At 72.4% G+C, this 18,191-nt stretch carries 16 protein-coding genes; 3 read left to right on the forward strand and 13 right to left on the reverse strand.

The features are described from left to right. Positions 1-6: 6 nt before the first annotated feature. The 7 genes from ACIBVL_RS17955 to ACIBVL_RS17985 all read right to left on the reverse strand — a co-directional run bounded on the left by ACIBVL_RS17955 (position 7) and on the right by ACIBVL_RS17985 (position 6,827). Positions 7-360 carry a hypothetical protein gene (locus ACIBVL_RS17955; protein ID WP_399098127.1) on the reverse strand — a complete coding sequence of 118 codons (354 nt, stop codon included), beginning with the start codon at positions 358-360 and terminating at the stop codon, positions 7-9. Further along, positions 347-2,089 carry a hypothetical protein gene (locus ACIBVL_RS17960; protein ID WP_399098129.1) on the reverse strand — a complete coding sequence of 581 codons (1,743 nt, stop codon included), beginning with the start codon at positions 2,087-2,089 and terminating at the stop codon, positions 347-349. The genes ACIBVL_RS17955 and ACIBVL_RS17960 overlap by 14 nt, the downstream gene beginning before the upstream one ends. Before the next feature lie 267 nt (positions 2,090-2,356). Continuing rightward, on the reverse strand, positions 2,357-3,346 hold the full coding sequence (locus tag ACIBVL_RS17965) for a malate dehydrogenase (RefSeq protein ID WP_399098130.1): 990 nt from the start codon (positions 3,344-3,346) through the stop codon (positions 2,357-2,359). 355 nt (positions 3,347-3,701) lie between these two features. Then, positions 3,702-4,625: a DUF2690 domain-containing protein gene (locus ACIBVL_RS17970; protein ID WP_399098131.1), complete on the reverse strand. Its 924-nt coding sequence runs from the start codon at positions 4,623-4,625 to the stop codon at positions 3,702-3,704. Positions 4,626-4,688: 63 nt separating this feature from the next. After that, the gene (locus tag ACIBVL_RS17975) at positions 4,689-5,138 is read right to left on the reverse strand and encodes a helix-turn-helix domain-containing protein (RefSeq protein ID WP_399098133.1); all 450 of its coding nucleotides are present in this window, start codon (positions 5,136-5,138) and stop codon (positions 4,689-4,691) included. A 371-nt stretch (positions 5,139-5,509) separates the two neighbouring features. After that, the gene (locus ACIBVL_RS17980; protein ID WP_399098134.1) at positions 5,510-5,983 is read right to left on the reverse strand and encodes a DUF3017 domain-containing protein; all 474 of its coding nucleotides are present in this window, start codon (positions 5,981-5,983) and stop codon (positions 5,510-5,512) included. Beyond that, positions 5,973-6,827, reverse strand: a complete 855-nt coding sequence (locus ACIBVL_RS17985; RefSeq protein WP_399098135.1) for a bifunctional methylenetetrahydrofolate dehydrogenase/methenyltetrahydrofolate cyclohydrolase — start codon at positions 6,825-6,827, stop codon at positions 5,973-5,975. Before ACIBVL_RS17985 ends, ACIBVL_RS17980 begins: the two co-directional genes overlap by 11 nt. 196 nt (positions 6,828-7,023) lie before the next feature. On the opposite strand from ACIBVL_RS17985, the gene ACIBVL_RS17990 reads away from it, so the two are divergent. Beyond that, positions 7,024-7,704 carry a hypothetical protein gene (locus tag ACIBVL_RS17990; protein WP_399098136.1) on the forward strand — a complete coding sequence of 227 codons (681 nt, stop codon included), beginning with the start codon at positions 7,024-7,026 and terminating at the stop codon, positions 7,702-7,704. A gap of 83 nt (positions 7,705-7,787) precedes the next feature. Here the strand turns inward: ACIBVL_RS17990 and purH are convergent, their stop codons facing one another. Further along, a complete protein-coding gene (purH, locus tag ACIBVL_RS17995) occupies positions 7,788-9,356 on the reverse strand; it encodes a bifunctional phosphoribosylaminoimidazolecarboxamide formyltransferase/IMP cyclohydrolase (protein WP_399098138.1) in 1,569 nt (522 codons plus the stop codon). Further along, entirely contained in the window at positions 9,353-9,985 is a 633-nt protein-coding gene (purN, locus tag ACIBVL_RS18000) for a phosphoribosylglycinamide formyltransferase (RefSeq protein WP_399098139.1), read from the reverse strand. The genes purH and purN overlap by 4 nt, the downstream gene beginning before the upstream one ends. 284 nt (positions 9,986-10,269) lie before the next feature. Here purN and ACIBVL_RS18005 point away from each other — a divergent pair, with 284 nt between their 5' ends. Then, positions 10,270-11,067 carry a hypothetical protein gene (locus ACIBVL_RS18005; protein ID WP_399098140.1) on the forward strand — a complete coding sequence of 266 codons (798 nt, stop codon included), beginning with the start codon at positions 10,270-10,272 and terminating at the stop codon, positions 11,065-11,067. A gap of 26 nt (positions 11,068-11,093) precedes the next feature. Here ACIBVL_RS18005 and ACIBVL_RS18010 read toward each other — a convergent pair whose 3' ends face one another. Further along, positions 11,094-12,596: a DUF6350 family protein gene (locus ACIBVL_RS18010; RefSeq protein WP_399098141.1), complete on the reverse strand. Its 1,503-nt coding sequence runs from the start codon at positions 12,594-12,596 to the stop codon at positions 11,094-11,096. A gap of 249 nt (positions 12,597-12,845) precedes the next feature. Between ACIBVL_RS18010 and ACIBVL_RS18015 the strand changes: the two genes are divergently transcribed. Then, positions 12,846-13,709 carry an RNA polymerase sigma factor gene (locus ACIBVL_RS18015; protein WP_399098439.1) on the forward strand — a complete coding sequence of 288 codons (864 nt, stop codon included), beginning with the start codon at positions 12,846-12,848 and terminating at the stop codon, positions 13,707-13,709. 97 nt (positions 13,710-13,806) lie between these two features. On the opposite strand, the gene sucD is transcribed toward ACIBVL_RS18015, so the two are convergent. The 3 genes from sucD to ACIBVL_RS18030 form a co-directional block, all read right to left on the reverse strand. Then, positions 13,807-14,691 carry a succinate--CoA ligase subunit alpha gene (sucD, locus tag ACIBVL_RS18020; protein ID WP_399098142.1) on the reverse strand — a complete coding sequence of 295 codons (885 nt, stop codon included), beginning with the start codon at positions 14,689-14,691 and terminating at the stop codon, positions 13,807-13,809. Positions 14,692-14,710: 19 nt separating this feature from the next. After that, on the reverse strand, positions 14,711-15,889 hold the full coding sequence (sucC, locus tag ACIBVL_RS18025; protein WP_399098143.1) for an ADP-forming succinate--CoA ligase subunit beta: 1,179 nt from the start codon (positions 15,887-15,889) through the stop codon (positions 14,711-14,713). Positions 15,890-16,360: 471 nt separating this feature from the next. Next, the gene (locus ACIBVL_RS18030) at positions 16,361-18,136 is read right to left on the reverse strand and encodes a hypothetical protein (RefSeq protein WP_399098144.1); all 1,776 of its coding nucleotides are present in this window, start codon (positions 18,134-18,136) and stop codon (positions 16,361-16,363) included. Positions 18,137-18,191 lie beyond the last annotated feature (55 nt).

Here is an 18,191-nt window from a genome sequence, read left to right on the forward strand (position 1 = left end):
GTGCCCTCACATTCCCAGAAGCCCGGCGACCGCCCCGGCCGAGGCGAGGACACTCAGCAGGGCCTGGGAGTCGGACAGCAGCTCCCGCAGGCGCTGGCGGCGTGACGGGGCGGCCTGGCCGGTGCGGGTGATCTCGTCCTCCGTGTCGGCGAGGGCCGAGTCCAGCTCGGCCGTCCGCTCGTCGGCACGCACCCGGGCCAGGTCGGCACGCAGCTCGCGCACCGCGGCCAGCAGTTCTTCGACGGCCTCGTCACGCTGCGGGGCCGTGCCGTGGTGGGTCACGGCCCGGGCGTGGCTGCCGATGGCGAAGTTGCTGTTCGAGACGTCGCCGATGCTGACGCCGGGCTCATCCGTGGCCATCGGTGTCGGCTCCCTTCTGCGGCGCGGCGCCGCCGGATACGGTGGCGGCGGAGGCGTGCTCGCCGACGGCGAAGGTGCTGCCCTCCACCGAGTCGATGTTCACTCCGCCGTTGCTGACGTTCACGATCTTCTGGACGAACTCGCCCGTCTGGTAGCCGGATTCGGCGAGCGCCGCCTTCACCCCGTGCGCGATGCGGTCCTGGACGCTCTTGAGGTAGCGCTCGACGTCCATGTCCTGGAAGAGCGACCCGGCGGGCGCGGCGCCCAGCTCCCGTACGGACAGCGCGGGCCCGTCGGGCAGCGCCCCGGAGTAACCACCCGTCAGCAACTGCCACAGGTAGCGCAGCGACCGCCCCACCGTGGCCACGGCCCGGACCCCGGAACCGGGACTCTGTGCGAGCGCCCAGACGGTCTTGCCGACCACGCTGTTGTTGCGGAACCGGTGGGCGGTGCGGTCGGCGTTCTTGAACTCCTCGCGGACGGGGGTGAGGACGTGCGGCGCGATCTCCAGCATCAGCATGCGGCCTTGCGTGTGGATGCGGACGAAGACCGTCACGACCAGTTCCTCCTCCCAGCCGCCGACCCGGATGCGCAGGAAGTGCCGACGTTTCTCGGCGCCCTCCTCCACGGCGCGCGCCCGGTGGTTCTCGAACTCCCCCGGGTCGTAGGGTGCTTCGGCGCGGCGCAGGAGTCCCTCCACGGGCAGGAACACGCACTCGTCGATCTCCAGCCAGCGCAGCCGGTCACGGGCGGAGGGGCCGGCGTGCTCGGCGGGCAGCCTCAGCCGTTCGAGCCGCGGCCGGATCTTCTCCAGGACCGTGCGGTTGCTGAGCGGCAGTTGCTTCTTCATGCCGTCGGGCCGCAGCTCGACCGCGAGGACCCAGGGGTCCAGCGAGGTGCCCGCCCCGCAGAACGGCCGGGCCTCGTGGTACATGATCAGCGGCGCGTGCTGCTCCAGCCGGATGCGGTGCTTGAGCCGCTGGAAGCGGCGGCCCTCCGCGTGTTCGGCCGGGTCGGCGGCGGCGTCCGGGAAACGCTGGAGGGACAGCTCGTCGGCCAGGGCCCTGGTGAAGCGGTCGCGCTGCGCGATCGTGCACGCCGCGGCCAGCAGGAACACGCCGACCGCCAGCCATGCCCGCAGCGGTCCGATCACGTCGTCCGAGGAGGTGGGCGCGTCCGGGGCGATCAGGTCGGGCAGCAGGTCGTACAACGTCGTCTGGATCTGGTACCGGAAGGACTCGTCACCGCCGCCGAGGGCGATGTACAGGGTGGCGGCCAGGAAGAACGTGTAGACGCAGCGGCCCGTCCAGCGCGCGATGAAGGCGGGCAGGCGGCGGTAGACGGGCGGTTGTGCCATGTCGCCCCTGATCAACGGGGCGACGGCGAGCAGCCCGCCGGGGAACAGGAAGCCGACCAGCCAGTAGTCGGTGAGCGGCAGGCCGACCGCCCACACGGCCACGATCACCACGGCCCACGCCAGCTCCTGCCGCCGCGCCCGCAGCGCGTGCGCCAGGACGCGAGCCGCGTCGAAGCCGAGCGAGGGCGCCACGATCCGCTGCTCGTTGAGATGCAGTTCCTCGATGACGCGGTCCCGGTAGGCGGAATCCAGATAGGTACCCGCGCACAGCAGCCGGGTGGCCTCGCTGGCGTGGGGAGGAACGGGCGGTGGCGCCGGTGGTGTGTCTGCTCTTGTCGGCTCCGGTTGTTGCGGCACCAATGCAGTGCTCACGTCACTCCCCCGATGCAGGATAAGCCCCTTGTTCACAGTGAGTTGAGCAGGTATCAGCATAGGGCGACGACTCCCTCCCGGGAAACGGGAATGTCAAGAGCGCCTGCGATCCGGAGGATCCGGAAGACCCTGTTCAGCGGAGCCGGCCGGGGGACCACTCGGCCCCGTACGGGGGTCGGCGAAGAAAGAGGGAAGGTCGGGAAAGGCCACGGGCCCCGCTCCGGAGGAGAACCGGAGCGGGGCCCGTGGGCAGTGAGCGGGAAGGGCTCAGATGAGGCCGAGGCCGCGGACCGCCTCGCGCTCCTCCTCCAGCTCCTTCACCGACGCGTCGATGCGGGCGCGGGAGAACTCGTTGATGTCCAGGCCCTGGACGATCTCGTAGACGCCGTCCTTGGTGGTGACCGGGAAGGAGGAGATCAGACCCTCCGGGACGCCGTAGGAGCCGTCCGACGGGATGCCCATGGAGGCCCAGTCGCCGTCCGCCGTGCCGTTGACCCAGGTGTACACGTGGTCGATGGCCGCGTTGGCGGCGGAAGCGGCGGAGGACGCGCCACGCGCCTCGATGATGGCCGCACCGCGCTTGGCGACGGTCGGGATGAAGTCGTCGGCGAGCCACTGCTCGTCGTTCACGACCTCGGCCGCGTTCTTGCCGGCGACCGTGGCGTGGAAGATGTCCGGGTACTGGGTGGCGGAGTGGTTGCCCCAGATGGTGAGCCGCTTGATGTCGGCGACCGTCGAGCCCGTCTTCTTCGCGAGCTGGGTCAGCGCGCGGTTGTGGTCCAGGCGGGTCATGGCGGTGAAGCGCTCGGCGGGTACGTCGGGGGCGGCGGCCTGGGCGATCAGCGCGTTGGTGTTGGCCGGGTTGCCGACGACGAGGACCTTGATGTCGTCCGCGGCGTGGTCGTTGATGGCCTTGCCCTGCGGCTTGAAGATGCCGCCGTTGGCCTCCAGGAGGTCACCGCGCTCCATGCCCTTGGTCCGGGGGCGGGCGCCGACGAGGAGGGCGACGTTGGTGCCGTCGAAGGCGACGTTCGGGTCGTCCGTGATGTCGATGCCCTGGAGGAGCGGGAAGGCGCAGTCGTCCAGCTCCATGGCGGTGCCCTCGGCGGCCTTCAGCGCCGGGGTGATCTCCAGGAGGCGCAGCTTGACCGGCACGTCCGCGCCGAGCAGCTGGCCGGAGGCGATGCGGAAGAGCAGGGCGTAACCGATCTGGCCGGCCGCGCCGGTGACGGTGACGTTCACGGGAGTGCGGGTCATGGCGTTCTCCGTATGACAGCTGTCGGTGGGGCGTCCCTGCCCCGGGTGGGACGTACAAATGATCGATCTCTTGGCATCAAGAGATCCAACCAGCGGTCAGGCTATCGCGCATCCGGGATCCCGGACGGCCGGGGTTGTGTGGCCCGTCCCACAGAGTGAACACCACGTGCGCGGGCACCACGAAAAAGGCGGCCGCCGGTTCGGGAGAGGTGAAACCGGGCGGCCGCCGGGTGGGGGTACCGGGTCGTGCCGGACTCCCGTGGGGGTACGGTTCGCGTGCCCGGGGCGGAGGCGGGTATTCCTGCCCGCGCCGGTTTTTTTGCCCCGCCGTTTTACCCCGCCGTTTTTTACCCCGCTAGCGCGTGCACCCCTTCCTGCCCGACGCCAGCGCCGCGCACGCCCTCGCCTGGTCCGCGTCGCGTACCGCGATCATCGGGGTGTACGCGATCGTCTCGCCGGCGTCGGTGAGGCTGCCGGTCTGGCGGCGGGAGCCGACGGTCACCCGCACCACGTCCCCGGGTACGGCCTGGGTGATGCGGCCCCAGGCCGCGCCACACGTGCGGCTGTAGCGGACCTCGACCAGGACCGGACCGACCGCCGCGCTCTTCGCCGTGGTCACGAGGTCGCCGCTGCAGCCCATCTCCTCGGCGTCCTTGCCGGTGCAGCCGGAGCCACCGCACAGCACCCCGGAGGGAAGGGCGCGGCTCGGACCGGCCGACGGCGAGGGCGACTCGACGGCGCCCACGGTCCGCTTCGGGGTGCCGCCGTCGGTCAGCAGGAACGCGCCCACGACGACGATCACCACGCCCACGACCCCGGCGAGGAAGAGCGCCGACCGCTGCGAACCGGCACCGCCGCCCAGCTTGCGGGGAGCGTCCGGCGGCACCCCCGCCGGGCCCGCGACGCGCCCCCCGTCCCGCTTCCCGCCCCCCGGCGGCCCGGACTCCCCCGGCGCCGCCCGTGTCCGGGCGATCCGTACGGCGTCCAGGGTCCGCTCCTGCCGCGTCTCCGAGCGGCTCCAGGCGCGCTCGGCCAGCTCCCACATCGTGGTCAGATGGACGGTGGGGGTGCCGGTGACCTCGGCGAGGGCGATGACCGCGCCCTTGGGGGCGAGCAGCCTGCCGTCGAGATACCGCTCCCAGGACCTCCTGCCGTAGCCCGTACGGTCCGCGACCGCCCCGAGGCGCAGCCCGGCCCGGTCCACCACTGTGCGCAACAGCTCGGCGAACTCCCGCACCTGTGGGTCGAGTTCGTCCGGCAGATCCCGCCAACGCGACATCGAACCCCCTTCAGCACCGATGTACTGACGATTCGGGACACATCTCCCGGTGTCAACAGCACGTCAACCGAAGGCGAACGCGCCTCCCACCGCCGCGAGCAGCAGGGCGAGCAGCAGCAGGACGGCGTAGAGCAGGAGCCGTCCGGCGGGGCGGGCCGGCGTGGGTTCATCCGGCCGCTCCCACCAGGGGACCGTGGGGTCGTCCTCGTACTCCTCGCCGGGGTTCGCCGGGGCCGGGCGCGGCCAGGCCTCGACGGCCAGTTCCCAGCGCACGACGTGCCGTTCGGCGTCCGCGCCGGACAGGCCCGCGACCCGGCACAGCGCGGCGACGGCCTGCCGGGGCGGCGGCTGGACGGCGTTGAGGTAGCGCTGCCAGGACGACTTGCTGTACGCGGTGCGGGCGCCCAGCGCGGCCAGGCTGAGGCCCGTGCCGTCCTTGAGCTGCCGCAGTCGCTCCACGCAGTGCCGTACCTCCGGCGGCAGCCCGTCCGGCAGCGGCTGCCAGGCACCCATCCCGCCCACCTCCTCGTCGGTCCGATGGAGGGACGACAGCCGGCGGCCGGCCGGTTCCCCCGGCGGACCCGGGCGCGACCGAGGCACGGAACGGTCACTTCCATGCCACAGCCCTCGGACAGCTGTTGAACAGCCGGTTCACGGTTTGGCAGCGTGGAACGCGAGCGGCGGCCCGTCCTTCTCGGGGGAGAGGACGGGCCGCCGTACGCGTCTGGGCCGGCACGCAGCCGCCTGCCGTGAACGGTCAGCCGGGCATTACGGTGGGACACGAAGACCTCCGTGCGGTGCAGTCCTAGACAGCTCCACCACACCGGAGGTCTTCGCCATGATCAAGCACCGTCGAGTGTCAACAACGCTCGTGATCAATACACCTAGCTGCTGACGGTGAAGTGCAGGGTGTCCTTCAGGAACGGTATCTGCAGCCACGGGTCGGGCTGTGCCATCAGGGCCAGCAGGACGATCGCGGTGCCCAGCACGGCGTAGGTGACGATGTCGGTGAAGCGGGAGCGTACGGCGAGCATGCCGACGCCGGGCAGGAGCCAGCGCAGTACCGCGCCGGCCAGCAGGGCGACGCCGATCAGGATGGTGCCGACCCGGAACTGGTCGAGAGCGGTGATCAGCAGACCGAGCGCGACCAGCCCCAGGACGGCGATGATCGGCCACTGCCGGGCCGCCAGGGCGTCACCGGCCGCGGCCCGGCCGGCCCCCTCGGGGCGCGCGGTGTCCCGGGTGAACAGCGGGAAGCGGCGGGTGTGGCGGCGCGGTACGCCGTCGACGTCCGGCGCGCTGACGGGGTCCCGTACCTCGATGTCCTCGGCCTTGCCGGGGGCGTCCTCAGCCGGCACTGCGTTCCGCCGCCTCGACCACGTTGACGAGCAGCTGGGCACGGGTCATCGGGCCGACGCCGCCCGGGTTCGGTGAGATCCAGCCGGCGACCTCACGGACGTCCGGGTGGACGTCGCCCACGATCCGGCCCTCGGCGTTGCGGGAGACACCGACGTCGAGGATGGCGGCGCCCGGCTTGACGTCCTCGGCGCGGATCAGATGGGCGGAACCGGCGGCGGCGACGACGATGTCCGCGCGCTTGAGGTGCGCGGCGAGGTCCCGGGTGCCGGTGTGGCACTGGGTCACCGTCGCGTTCTCACTGCGCCGGGTGAGCAGCAGCGGCATCGAGCGGCCGATGGTGACACCGCGGCCGACGACCACGACCTCGGCACCCTTGATCTCGACACCGTGGCGGCGCAGGAGGGTCAGCACGCCGTTGGGCGTACAGGGCAGCGGGGCGGGCTCGTTGAGGACGAGCCGGCCGAGGTTCATCGGGTGCAGACCGTCGGCGTCCTTGGCCGGGTCCATCAGCTCCAGGATGCGGTTCTCGTCGATGCCCTTGGGCAGCGGCAACTGGACGATGTACCCGGTGCAGGCGGCATCCTCGTTCAGCTCCCGTACGACCGCCTCGATCTCCTCCTGCGTGGCCGTGGCGGGCAGTTCGCGCTGGATGGAGGCGATGCCGACCTCGGCGCAGTCGCGGTGCTTGCCGGCGACGTACTTCTGGCTGCCGGGATCGTCCCCGACGAGGATCGTGCCGAGGCCGGGCGTCACGCCCTTCTCCTTCAGCGCCGCCACGCGGGCGGTCAGCTCGGACTTGATCTCGGCTGCGGTGGCCTTGCCATCGAGAATCTGGGCGGTCATACCCCCATCCTCCCGGATGAGGGGGCGCCGGTTCCAATCCGGGACCCGAATGCCGCTGGACAAGAAACAGGCCGTTGCAGAACGATTGACGGCACAGTGTCGGGCAGTACCGGGGGGACGCACCGCATCTGTGATCTTCCTCCACAGCGGCCGCCCGTCGTCCCCGCACTCGCGTGCACACGGAGGAAGGACCGCCATGAGTCACGGCGAGCCGAACAACCCCTACGGGCCGCCGCCCCAGCAGCCCGGTCCGCCACCGCAGCAGCAGCCGCCGGCCGGCCAGGGCTACGGCTTTCCTCAGCAGCCCCCGGCCGCCCCGGGCTACGGCGCCCCGCAGGCACCGACCTACCCACAGCCGCCCTATCCGCAGCAGGCGTACCCGCAGCAGCAGCCGTATCCGCAGTACCCGGGCGGCGCGCAGTTCCAGGGCGGCTACCCCGGCGGCCCGCAGGTGATGCCGCGTCTGACGAGCGTCGCGCGGATCCTGGTCGGTCTGATCGCGCTGGCCCACGCGGTCATCGCGGGGACGTACGTCTACTTCCTGTCCCAGTGGGACAGCCTGATGGAGGAGTCGGGCATCACCGACGACGCGGAGGCGGAGAGGTGGGCGGACCTGGGTAAGGGTGTCGTCCTCTTCTTCCTCTGCCTGGCCACCGTGTTCGCGATCCTCGGCCTGGTCCTGCTGCTGCAGTACGCCAAGGGGGGCAACGCGGTACGCGTGTCCTCCATCGTCTACGGCTCGTTCGCGATCGTCACCGGCATCTTCATGATCGCCTACTGGGGTCTGGGCCTGCTCCTCATCGCGGCCTCGATCCTGGTGATCGTCTTCTGCGCGAAACGGGAGAGCGCGGACTGGTTCCGCCGCCCGCGCCACTGAGACGACGCGACCCGCGAACGGAGACGGGCGGCCCGGCGCAGTGCCGGACCGCCCGTCTCCTTGGCGGGGACCACCGATCGGTGTCAGTGGAAGAAGTGCCGCGTCCCCGTGAAGTACATGGTGACGCCCGCCTTCCGCGCGGCCTCGACGACCAGTTCGTCGCGGACCGAGCCACCCGGCTGCACCACGGCCTTCACGCCCGCCTCGGCGAGGACCTCCAGCCCGTCCGGGAAGGGGAAGAAGGCGTCGGACGCCGCGTACGAGCCGCGCGCCCGCTCCTCGCCGGCCCTCTCGACGGCCAGCTTCGCGGAGTCGACCCGGTTGACCTGGCCCATGCCGACGCCGACGGAGGCGCCGCCCTTGGCGAGCAGGATGGCGTTGGACTTCACGGCCCGGCAGGCCCGCCAGGCGAAGGACAGCTCGCCCAGCTCCTCGGGACCGAGTGCCTCGCCGGTCGCCAGGGTCCAGTTGGCCGGGTCGTCGCCCTCGGCCTGGAGCCGGTCGGCGACCTGGAGCAGCGCGCCGCCGCCGATGGGCTTGAGCTCGACGGGGCTCGCGGGCCCCTGGGGCGCCTTCAGCACCCGGATGTTCTTCTTCTTGGTGAGGGCCTCCAGGGCCCCCTCCTCGTAGTCGGGCGCGACGATGACCTCGGTGAAGATCTCGGCGACCTGCTCGGCCATCTCCTTGCTGACGGGCCGGTTCACGGCGATGACGCCACCGAAGGCCGACAGCGGGTCACAGGCGTGCGCCTTGCGGTGCGCCTCCGCCACGTCCGCGCCCACGGCGATCCCGCACGGGTTGGCGTGCTTGATGATCGCGACGGCCGGCTCGGCGTGGTCGTACGCGGCACGGTGCGCGGCGTCCGTGTCCGTGTAGTTGTTGTACGACATCTCCTTGCCGTGCAGCTGCTCGGCCTGCGCGAGACCGGCGCCACTGCCGTCCGTGTACAGGGCGGCGGGCTGGTGCGGGTTCTCGCCGTAGCGGAGGGTGTTCTGGCGCTCCCAGGTGCCGCCCAGGAAGTCGGGGAAGCGCGACTCGTCGACGGGGGCGTAGGAGGAGGCGAACCAGGAGGCGACCGCGACGTCGTAGGCGGCGGTGTGCTGGAAGGCCTCGGCGGCGAGCCGCTTGCGGGCGGCGAGGTCGAACCCGCCGTCCTTCAGCGCGGCGAGGACGTCGCCGTAGCGGGCGGGGCTGGTGACGACGGCCACGGACGGGTGGTTCTTGGCGGCGGCCCGCACCATGGACGGCCCGCCGATGTCGATCTGCTCGACGCACTCGTCGTCGGAGGCCCCGGAGGCGACGGTCTCCCGGAACGGGTAGAGGTTGACGACGACCAGGTCGAACGGCTCCACGCCCAGCTCGTCCAGCTGCTGCCGGTGGCTGTCGAGCCGCAGGTCGGCGAGGATGCCGGCGTGGACCCTGGGGTGCAGGGTCTTGACGCGGCCGTCCAGGCACTCGGGGAAGCCGGTGAGCTCCTCGACCTTGGTGACGGGAACGCCGGCGGCGGCGATACGGGCGGCCGTGGACCCGGTGGAGACGAGCTCGACGCCGCCTTCGTGCAGCCCGCGCGCGAGCTCCTCGAGCCCGGTCTTGTCATAGACGCTGACGAGCGCACGGCGAATGGCCCGCTTGGCGTTGCTCTCGGCGGTCACTGGATAACTACCTTTCGTCCCTCGATGCGATAGCCGTTGCGGGCGAGCCGCCCCACGACCTCGACGAGCAGTCTTCGCTCGACTTCCTTGATGCGCTCGTGCAGAGCGCTCTCGTCGTCCTCGTCCCGGACCTCGACCACGCCCTGGGCGATGATCGGGCCGGTGTCGACGCCGTCGTCGACGAAGTGGACGGTGCAGCCGGTGACCCGAGCGCCGTACGCGAGCGCGTCACGCACCCCGTGGGCCCCCGGGAAACTGGGCAGCAGCGCGGGATGCGTGTTGACGAACCGCCCGCCGTACCGGGCCAGGAACTCCTTGCCGACGATCTTCATGAACCCGGCGGAGACCACGAGGTCGGGCGCGTAGGCGTCCACGGCCTCGGCGAGGGCGGCATCCCACTCCGCCCGCGTCCCGTAGTCCTTGACCTTCCGCACGAAGGTGGGGATCCCGGCCCGCTCGGCCCGGGCGAGGCCCTCGATGTCGTCCCGGTCGGCTCCGACGGCCACGATCTCGGCGCCGTAGGCCTCGGCGCCGGTGGCGGCGATCTCGTCGAGGAGCGCCTGGAGGTTCGTACCGGATCCGGAGACCAGTACGACGAGGCGCTTGGCCACGGGCGGCTTGGCGGCCACGGCGGGGGCCCTTTCTCGGGGAATCAGCTGATCGCGGCCGACTGCGCCTCTCGGACTTGTGCATTCATACGAATGCATCGAGCCCCTGGATACGGGGAAGCCTACGAAGCAGCCGGCCGTCAGCAACGATACCGGCACACGGGACGGCCCCCACGGGACGGGGGCGTGGCCGGAAGGTAGCGTCTGCGAGGAGTGCGATCGGGAACGCGGTGGCAGTGCGGCACGTTCCCAGAGCGAGAGCTCATGCCAGACAGCCGTTTCATCTAGGGGAAGACGCTCACTTGATGCCGGACCGCAGCCTGCGACTCCACCCGCTCCCCCCGCAGTCCCTGCCGGGAGGGGAGCGCGGCGCCCTGCTGCGCGAGCGCCCGACGTCGCCCCCGGACGCCCCCTCGGACCGCTCCTCGTCCAAGCCCCCGCCCGAGCCGTCGGCCGACGCGGACAACCCGTCGGCCACCGAGGACAACCCCTTCGCCCCACCGCCCGAGGGCACCCCCGACCGCCCCTGGCAGCCCCGACGCCCGGCGAACGGCCAGGGGGGCGACCCAGGGCAGGGCCGCGGCGGCCACTCCCCGTGGGGCAGCCAGTGGAGCGACCAGCAGCCCGGCCGCGCCCCCGGCGGCGGCTTCGGCGAGCGCCCGGGCAACGGCCCGGAGAACCCCGGCCCCGGTCCGAACCCGCGCTGGGACCCCACCGACCCCGCCCAGCGGCGCGCCCGTTACGCCCTCATCTGCGGCATGTGGGCCTTCTTCTTCGCCCTCTTCGGCTGGCCGTACGTGGCACTCCTGCTGGGCGCCCTCGCGCTCAACTGGGGCATCAGCGCCCTGCGCGCCAAGCCCCGCACCCCCGACCCCGACACCCCGCCCGCCCCGCAGAACGGCCGCCCCCAGACCACGGCCGCCATCAGCGGCCTGGTCACCGCCTCCCTCGCCCTGGCCCTCGTGGCCGTCACCTTCACCGCCCAGCTGGTCTACCGGGACTACTACACCTGCACCAAGGACGCCCTCACCAGCGAGGCCAAGCAGTCCTGCAGCGACCTGCTCCCGAAGGAACTGAAGGGAATCCTAGGCGCCAACACCTGAGGGGCCCTTCGGGGGTACGGACGCGCTCACGCGGTCGGCTCCGGGGCGTCAGGGCCGTCCGTCGTCGCCTCCCGCAACGCCGCCCAGCGCAGTTCGCGAGCCACATCCCCGTGCCACTCCGGCCCTCCCGTGTCCGCCGTCCCCGCGTCCTCGACAGCGGCGAAGTCGTACACCTCCGACCCGGAGTCCTCACCCCCGGCCACCGGGTCCCCGGCCGCCGAGCCCCCCTCCACCTCGACCGGCAGAGCCGTCCAGGAGAACTCCCGCACGCGCCGCCCCCGCCGCCTGCGTGCCCACAAGCCCACCGGCAGCGCCACAGCGACCACCCACACCACGACCGCGCCCCCCACCTGCCACCACACCGGCCCGAACCGCGCCATGGCCCCGACCCCCAAGGGTCCCCCGGCCAGTGCCGCGAGCGCGGCCATCATCAGCCCGCACCCCACAGCCGCCATCACCACGCATCCCGCCGTCCTCCACCGCGACCAGGCATCCACCGGCGCCTGCGCCACGCCACCGCCGGACCCGGCCGCCGCACCGCCCACGAAGACCCCCAGCACCACCCCGGCCGCCACCGGCACCACTCCCGCCACCCAGTTCCACGCGGTACCCGCCCCGGCCTCCGGCACGGCCGCCAACAGCGGAAACGGCGGCAGCAACGGCGCCGGATCGGACCCCGACGGCCCCACCGGATGCCCGACGCCCACCCAACACCCGGGTCCCAGCGCATACGCCGCACCCCACACCGCCGCGTTCGGCACCAGCGCCAAGCACAGCAACAACACCGCGAACCGCCCCGACCACCCCTCCGTCAACTGCAGGAACGCCACCCGTGCCGCCCCGACGTGCCACACCGACGAGGCCGCCACCAGCAACGCCCCGCCCCCGCAGAGCACCCCGGCCCCGGCCCCCGCCGCCCGCACGGCCGCCCCGCCCCACTCCGGTCCGTCCCCACCGCCGACGACCCTCCGCGCCCACCCCGGCAACACCCGCTCGAGCGGCTCCCGAGGACGCCCGCAGGCCGACCACACCCCCACCCCCGCCGCCACGACGGTCACCCCCGGCACGCACACCGCCACCCACACCCAGGAGGGCCGCAGCGCACCCCCGGCCGCGTAGCCGGCCACCACCGCCCCGACGGAGAGATACCCGGCGACGACCCCCGCCCAGGCCGTCCTCGCGCCCACGGACGCCCCGCCGGTCAGGCGCTCCTCCTCCCCGCCCCAGTCGCCCGCCGCGTCCCGCGCCGCCCGGTGCACCAGCCACACCGGCAGCACGAGCAGCAGCAACGGCGTCACCCCCACCGGTGCCGGCACCCCGGACAGCGTGTCGGTGCGCACCAGTTCCGCCCCGTGCGCCAACAGCCACAGCGCGGCGGCGACATGCAGCGCCCCACCCGGGCCGCTGTCGGGATACGGCGAACTGATCCACAGCACCATCACGAGCGCCGCGAACGCCCCGGCCCCCAGCCCGGCCGCCAGCGCCCCGCCCAGCAGACCGGCGACCAGCCCGGGCGAACGGCCGCGCATCCGGGCCGACAGGGCCGACAAGGCCGACAAGGCCGACAAGGCCGACAAGGCCGACAAGGCCGACAAGGCCGACAAGGGCCACGAGGACCAGGACGACCACGAGGACCGCGAGGACCGCGAGGACCACGAGGACCACGAGAACAAGGAAGACGGGAACGATCGGCGAGCGGGGATCCGGGTCACGCCCGCCATGCTCCCAACGACACGCGCTTTACCGGCGTAACAGGCCAACCACCGACGTGTCACTCAATATACGGTTATGTTCTTTTTCGTACGATGGGCCTCCCGGCGCCGCCACCAGCGGGAGGCGTACGCGTGAAGACGCCCGCTCAGGCCTTCGACGCCCTCTACGCGTTCTGCGCCCCCGCCCTCGTACGCCAGACCTACCTCCTCTGCGGCCGCCGTGAACTCGCCCGCGAATCCGTCGAACAGGCCTTCCGGCTCGCCTGGCAGCGCTGGCCCACGGTGGCCGTCGACCGCGACCCGACGAGCTGGGTGCGGGCGGCGGCCTACGACTACGCGCTCTCCCCCTGGCACCGGTTCCGCCCCCGCTTCCGGCACCCCGAACCCCCGCCCCCCGACGCCGCCGACCGCGCCCTGCTCGCCGTACTCCTCGCGCTCCCGCCGTCGTACCGCCGCACGCTCGTCCTCTACGACGGTGTGGGCCTCGACCTGCCGGAGACGGCGGCCGAGACGGAGGCGAGCACGCGGGCGACCGCGCACCGGCTGCTGCACGCGCGCGAGGCCGTCGCCGCCCGCCTGCCCGGGCTGGCCGACCCCGCCGTCCTGCACCGGCGTCTCGCCGAGGTGGCCTCCGCGGAACGCCTGCGCGCGGCCCGGTCCCCGGCCGTACGGGCGGACAGCGAACGCCGTGCCCGCTTCTGGACCCGGGCGGCGATCGCGTTCACGGTGGCGATCATCGGTGCGACGGCCCTGACCGTCCGCACGGCCCCCACCCAGTACGACCCGCCGGTCCCCCCGGGCGAAACGGTCGAGGGCATCCCCCCGAGAGCCGCCCCGGGCGCCCTGTCGGACAAACAACTCGCCCTGCGCAAGAAGCTGAGGTCGGCAACGGCGAACGGTCCGGAGAGGCTGCTGCCGATGTCCCGGTGAGCCCGCCGGGGCTCCCTCCGGCGCGGGCGCGCGACAAACGTCGGTGGGCCCGCCCCCACCCGGGGACGGGCCCACCGACGTTCGGCCGGGAAGCGGCTCAGCCGGCGAGGATCTCGCGGGCCAGCTTCGCCGTCTCGGTGGGCGTCTTGCCCACCTTGACGCCGGCGGCCTCGAGGGCCTCCTTCTTCGCGGCAGCCGTGCCGGAGGAGCCGGAGACGATGGCACCGGCGTGGCCCATGGTCTTGCCCTCGGGCGCGGTGAAGCCCGCGACGTAGCCGACGACCGGCTTCTTCACGTTGTCCTTGATGAAGGCCGCGGCCCGCTCCTCGGCGTCGCCGCCGATCTCACCGATCATCACGATCAGGTCGGTGTCGGGGTCGGCCTCGAACGCCGCGAGGGCGTCGATGTGGGTCGTACCGATGACCGGGTCGCCACCGATGCCGACGGCGGAGGAGAAGCCGATGTCCCGCAGCTCGTACATCATCTGGTACGTCAGCGTGCCGGACTTCGAGACCAGACCGATACGGCCCGGCTTGGTGATGTCGCCCGGGATGATGCCGGCGTTGGACTGGCCGGGGGTGATGAGACCCGGGCAGTTGGGGCCGATGATCCGGGTCTTGTTGCCCTTGGCGACGGCGTACGCGTAGAACGCGGCCGAGTCGTGGACGGCGATGCCCTCGGTGATGACGACCGCCAGCGGGATCTCGGCGTCGATCGCCTCGACGACGGCCGCCTTGGCGAAGGCCGGCGGCACGAAGAGGACGGACACGTTGGCGCCCGTCTTCTCGATCGCCTCGGCGACGGTGCCGAAGACCGGGATCTCGGTGCCGTCGACGTCGACCGTGGTGCCCGCCTTGCGCGGGTTGACGCCACCGACGATGTTGGTGCCGTCGGCCAGCATGAGCTTGGTGTGCTTCATGCCCGTGGAGCCGGTCATGCCCTGGACGATGACCTTGGAGTCCTTGTTGAGGAAGATAGCCATGGCTGTGTTCCCTCGTCCCTTACTTCGCAGCCGCGAGCTCGGCGGCCTTGTCGGCCGCGCCGTCCATGGTGTCGACGCGCTGGACCAACGGGTGGTTGGCGTCGGTGAGGATCTTCCGGCCCAGCTCGGCGTTGTTGCCGTCGAGACGGACGACGAGCGGCTTGGTGACGTTCTCGCCGCGGTCCTCGAGAAGCTTCAGCGCCTGGACGATGCCGTTGGCGACCTCGTCGCACGCGGTGATGCCGCCGAAGACGTTGACGAAGACGGACTTGACGTCCGGGTCGCCCAGGATGATCTCCAGGCCGTTCGCCATGACCTGCGCGGAGGCACCGCCGCCGATGTCGAGGAAGTTGGCGGGCTTGACGCCGCCGTGCGCCTCACCGGCGTACGCGACGACGTCGAGGGTGCTCATGACGAGACCCGCGCCGTTGCCGATGATGCCGACCTCGCCGTCGAGCTTGACGTAGTTGAGGTTCTTCGCCTTGGCGGCGGCCTCGAGCGGGTTGGCCGCGTCCTTGTCCTGGAGGGCCTCGTGCTCCGGCTGACGGAACTCGGCGTTCTCGTCCAGGGAGACCTTGCCGTCGAGGGCGATGACGTCACCGGAGGCGACCTTGGCCAGCGGGTTGACCTCGACGAGGAGCGCGTCCTCGGCGATGAAGGTCTTCCACAGGGTGACCAGGACGTTCGCGACCTTGTCGGCGACCTCGGCCGGGAAGTTCGCGGCCTCGACGATCTCGCGGGCCTTCTCGGGGGTCACACCCTCGTTGGCGTCGATCGGGGTCTTGGCGACGGCCTCCGGACGGGTGGCGGCCACCTCCTCGATCTCCATGCCGCCCTCGACGGACGCGATGGAGAGGAAGGTGCGGTTGGCACGGTCCAGGAGGAAGGAGACGTAGTACTCCTCCAGGATCTCCGGAGCGGTCTCGGCGATCATCACCTTGTGGACCGTGTGGCCCTTGATGTCCATGCCGAGAATGTCCGTCGCGCGGGCGACGGCCTCGTCGGGGGTGGCGGCGAGCTTCACGCCACCGGCCTTGCCACGGCCGCCGACCTTCACCTGGGCCTTGACGACGGACTTGCCACCAAGACGCTCGGTGGCTGCGCGGGCCGCCTCAGGCGTGTCGATGACTTCACCGGCCAGCACCGGTACATCGTGCTTGGCGAAGAGGTCCCTCGCCTGGTACTCGAACAGGTCCACGCGCTTCCGTCCCTATCAGTGATCTCGCGGTTCGTTGGATGCGTGGGCGTGCCGCGAAGGGCAACGTGACGTCCGCTCGAGTCACAGGGGAAGCGCACACGGTGTCCGAGCGCGCGGCATGTCCGTCTCGCAGGTTATCGCTGCTTGCAGGAGGCCCCTAAATCGAGGGTCACACCTGAGCGGTGATACCTGTCACATGATGCCGTGCTCACTGGCACGGAGTGCCGAGGGGGAAGGACCTCACCGGGTTGGGGTTGACCCGGTGAGGCCCCCTGACCAGCTCCTCAGGGAGCCTGGGCCGAGCGATCCCCACCCCAATGGGGACCCCTCGACCTCATCCATGAGGTTTCGGCCGGACACACCGACGGCTTTCGGCCGTCCGGGCCTGCCGCCTCATGAAGTCACTGCATCGGCGGACCGCCCGGCCGCCCGGACCGCTCGACCCACCTGGACCGCTTGGAGGCTTCGCGGTCAGATGCCGTACGGGGCGACCGACTCGGCGACGCCCCGGACGCCGGTGCGGGCGTGATCGGTCAGCGGGCCCCCGCCGGCCTCGACGGTCCCGGTGAGGTCCGCCGCGAAAGGCCCGGTCTGCCCGGCGACCCCGCCTGCGAAGGTGCCGGCCTCACCGGCGACACCGCCCGCGAACGGAGCGGCCTCGCCCCCGACGCCGTACGCCAGCGCGGTGGCACTGCCGCCGACCGGCCGGACGGTCTCGGTCACCGTCACGGTGACGGTGTCCACGACCGGCTGCACTGTCCCGGCTACCCCGTCCGCGAACGGCGGAACGTGCCCGGTGACGCCGTACGCCAGACCGTCCGCCTGCCCGGCCACGCCGTGCACGAGGGGCGGTACGGCACCGGCGACCCCGCCGGCGAAGGGCCGCACGTCGCCGGCCACGCCGTACGCCAGCCCACCCGCGTCCACGACGGCCTGCCCGGCGACGGGCACCACGCCGTGCACGGCCGTGTTCACCACGGGCGGCAGGACGGCGTCCGCCGCATCGCCCGCGACCCGGCCGACGACGCCGGTCGCGTAGGGCGCGGCACGGTCGGCCACGCCGGTCGCGTACGCGGATACGGCGGAGACGACACCGGTGGCGTACGCGGGAACCTCCGCGGCGACCCCACCGACGACCGGCCGGACACCCGAGACGGCCCCGTCGGCGACCGAGGTCACCCCCTGCAGCGCGCCCGTGGCGACCGGCGGCACCCCGTTCACCACGTGGGCGGCGACGGGGGCGACCCCGGTCACGGTCTGCCCGGCGAGCGGCACGGTGTCCGCCACCACCCGGTCGGCGACCGGCGACAGGCCGTCAACGGCGGTCGTGGCCACCGGCGGGACGACCGCGGCCGTCGTCCGCCCGACGACCGGCGTGACCGTCCCGGGGACGACGGCGACGGTGCCGACGACCTGGTCCCGGACCCCGCCGACCGTGCCCGTGACATGGCCCGGGACGGCGGAGACGGAGGCCTCGGCGGCGGAGGCGACCCCGGCGGCCCCGCACTCGGCGGTGGCGACCGCCCCGCCCGCGCGGCCCTCGGCACCGGTGAGCCCGGCCCCCGCGGCGCCGGTCGCTCCGGCGGCGGTACGGCCGGCGCCCGCGACCGTCTGCCGCGCCCTGGTCCGTACGACGCCGTCGACCCCCTGCGCCTGGGCGCGGGCGGCCGACTGAACGCCCTGGAGCTTGGTCTGGGCGGCGGCGAGGGCCTGCTCCAGCTCGGGGGCGAAGGCGGAGAGGGGGCCGAAGAGGTAGTCGACGGCGCTCCGGTCGTCCGACGGGAGGTCCGGAAGGGCGGGTTCCTGGACCTGCGACCGGGCGTCGGCAGCCCCGGTCCGCACGGCGGACCCGGCCTTGTCGGCCGCCTGCCCGGCCCGCTCCGCCTTCTCCGCGCGGGCGACCTTGGCGCCCTGGATGACCTGGGCGGCACCGCCCTTCACCCGGTCCGCGGTCCTGGTCCTGGTGTCGGTGTCGGTGTTGGTCTCCGCCCCGGTCCGAGACTGGGTGGCGGCACCGGCGACGGTGTCAGTGACCTGCGAGGTCACGCCCTCGGCACCGGTGACGGTGTCCCGCACGTCGGAGACGACACCGTCCACCGTGTCGGTGAGGGCGCCGGTGACGTCGGTGTCCGGCGTGGACAGGGAGGCGCCGGGCAGCTCGTCGGCGCTGGCCGCGGTGGAACCGAGCGCCCACGCGCCGGTGACGCCGGCGGCTATGACGAGGGAACGGCGGATGTTCTTGTTCATGCGTACGTCAGATCCTTAGGGGGTTCCGAGACTTCGGAAGGCTTGGGGAGATGCC

The sequence above is a fragment of the Streptomyces sp. NPDC049687 genome, from assembly GCF_044465285.1.
GTDB lineage: Bacteria > Actinomycetota > Actinomycetes > Streptomycetales > Streptomycetaceae > Streptomyces.